At 74.8% G+C, this 2,404-nt stretch carries 1 protein-coding gene; it reads right to left on the bottom strand.

The window, feature by feature from the left end:
- Nucleotides 1-21 precede the first annotated feature (21 nt).
- Entirely contained in the window at nt 22-1,437 is a 1,416-nt protein-coding gene (locus MXD58_RS29130; RefSeq protein ID WP_374616810.1) for a class I SAM-dependent methyltransferase, read from the bottom strand.
- Nucleotides 1,438-2,404: the final 967 nt, after the last annotated feature.

Genomic DNA, 2,404 nt, shown 5'->3' with positions numbered 1-2,404 from the left:
CCCGTCGATCTCGCCCCACGCTCAGCCGGCGGACGGCGCCGCCGGCGTGGGGGCCGGCGACTCGTAGCGGGGCCGCAGCGGTTGGCCGGACCGGCCGGCATCGGGGCGCACGGCGAGGGTCTGGTGGATCTGCGTCTGGCCCGACTCGAAGCTGAGCGCCGAGCCCGCCATGTACAGCCGCCACACCCGCGCCCGGCCGCCACCCACGTCCTCGACGGCGGCCTGCCAGTTGTCCTCCAGCCGGCGCACCCACGCGCGCAGCGTCAGCGCGTAGTGCTCGCGCAGGTTCTCGACGTGGCGAACCTCGAAGCCGGCGGCCTGCGTCAGCGTGGTCATCAGGCCGATCTCGTGCAGCTCGCCGTCGGGGAAGACGTAGCGGCGCAGGAAGTCCCGCCCGGCCGGCAGCGGCACCGGGCCGAGGTGCGGCCGGTGGCGGTGGGCACCGGCGGGGTCGCCGGGCTTGGAGATGCCATGGTTGAGCAGCCGCCCGCCCGGGCGCAGCAGCCGGTACAGGCTGTCGAAGTAGGTCGGCAACTTCGCCCGGCCGACGTGCTCGACCATCCCCACCGAGCTGATCGCGTCGAACGGGCCGTCGGGGATCTCCCGGTAGTCCTGCAGCCGGATCTCGATCCGGTCGGCGAGCCCCGCCTCGGCGATGCGGCGCCGCGCCTGCGCCGCCTGCTCCACCGAGATCGTCACCCCGACCCCGCGCACGCCGAAGCGCTGGGCGGCATGGATCAGCATGCTGCCCCAGCCGCAGCCGACGTCGAGCAGCCGCTCACCGGGACGCAGGCCGAGCTTGCGGCAGACCAGCTCGTGCTTGGCCAGCTGGGCGGCGTCCAGGCCGGCGTCGGGTGACTCCCACACCCCGCACGAGTAGGTCATCGTCGGGCCCAGCAGCATCCGGTAGAAGTCGTTGGACACGTCGTAGTGGTGGGAGATCGCGGCCGCGTCGCGGTCCTGGCTGTGCCGGCGGCCGCGCAGTCGGGCCTCCTCGGGCGGTGGGGCCGGCGGGCGGGCGCCGAGCTCGCGTAGCACGGCGAGGGCCGCGGCGCCGGCGGCGGTGCCCGGCCGGCGCGGCAGGTTCGACAGCGCGCCGCGGATCTCGAGCCCGTCGAAGATGTCGCCGTCGACGTCGAGGTCGCCGGCGACGAACGCCCGGGCCAGACCCAGCTCACCGGGGCGGAACAGCACCCGGCGGATCGCCTCGGGGGAGCGCACGACGACCCGGGTGGCAGTCTCGGGGCCGAGGGAGGAACCGTCCCACAGCTGGACGCGCACCGGCGGCGCGGTCCCGAGCATGATCTCCAACAGGGTGCGCGTAGCCGCGCCGGCCTGCGGTGACCAGGCCGGCGACGCGGTGCCCGCGGTACTGGGACGGGCGGGAATGGTGGGAACGGCAGGTTCGGTGGCCTCCACCTGTCGGCTGATCGTCACGGTGCATCCTCCGGGTCGCGTGCGTGCTTCCCCCTGGCTGGGACGTCGCCGGCTGAAAGCCCGGTCGGCACCGCACGACCCGGCGCCGCCCCGGCGCCGGCGCTCCCGCTCCGGCCGGCCGCGGCCCGTGGTCGGCCCAGCCCCACGGGGCGTGGTCGCACCTGGTTGTCTACCGGCATCGTCTCGCGGATGCGAGCGGTCCGGAACGGTGTCCGGTGTCGCACGCCGGTGGCCCGTGAACGGGAATAATCGGCATCCCTGACGTGCGGAAAGGCGCAGCTAGCCGGGCCGATTCCGACCACGGCGGAGGTCCCGAGTTGCGCTCGAGGTCGCCGAAGACTATAAGTGGGTTAGCACTCAACAGGGTTGAGTGCCAACCTCTGGCGCGACGGGTGCCTGGCCGACGGTTCGGCCATCGGCCGTTGTGGGCCCCGCTGGCGGCCGGCACTCCTCCACACGGCTCAAGCCTGGGAGGACCCGGAGACCATGCTGACGATCCCCGCGCGACGACGATCACGGCCTCCGACGAGGATTCCCCGCGCGGTGTGAGTCCGCCGGAGGGCGCCTTCACGGTCCCGTCCGAGCGTGGCGACCTATCCACGGGCGGCGGCGCGCCGCCGCCCCGCCCGGGCCGAGGACACCCCGTGCTGTCCGGCCTCGCCCGAGTCCCGCGGCCAGATCCCCACCAGCGACCGGGGACATCGCCCCGCGCCCGGACCGTCGCGTGGCCAGCCGCTCGCGAACCCGCGGGCACGCTCGCCGGCGCGGAGCCGGCGTCGACCGGAAGGCGGCCCTCGTGCCCCTGCGCTACGGCTTTCTCAGCACCTATCCACCGACCCAGTGCGGTCTGGCGACGTTCACGGCCGCTCTGTACGACGAGCTGAACAGCCTGGCGCCCGGGGCGGCCAGCGGGGTGGTGCGCCTGGTGGACGCCCCCGCTGCCGCCGCGCCGGGGACGCCGCTGGCC

It is taken from the genome of Frankia sp. AgKG'84/4 (assembly GCF_023242965.2).
GTDB lineage: Bacteria > Actinomycetota > Actinomycetes > Frankiales > Frankiaceae > Frankia.
This window is presented reverse-complemented; position numbering and strand designations above follow the sequence as displayed.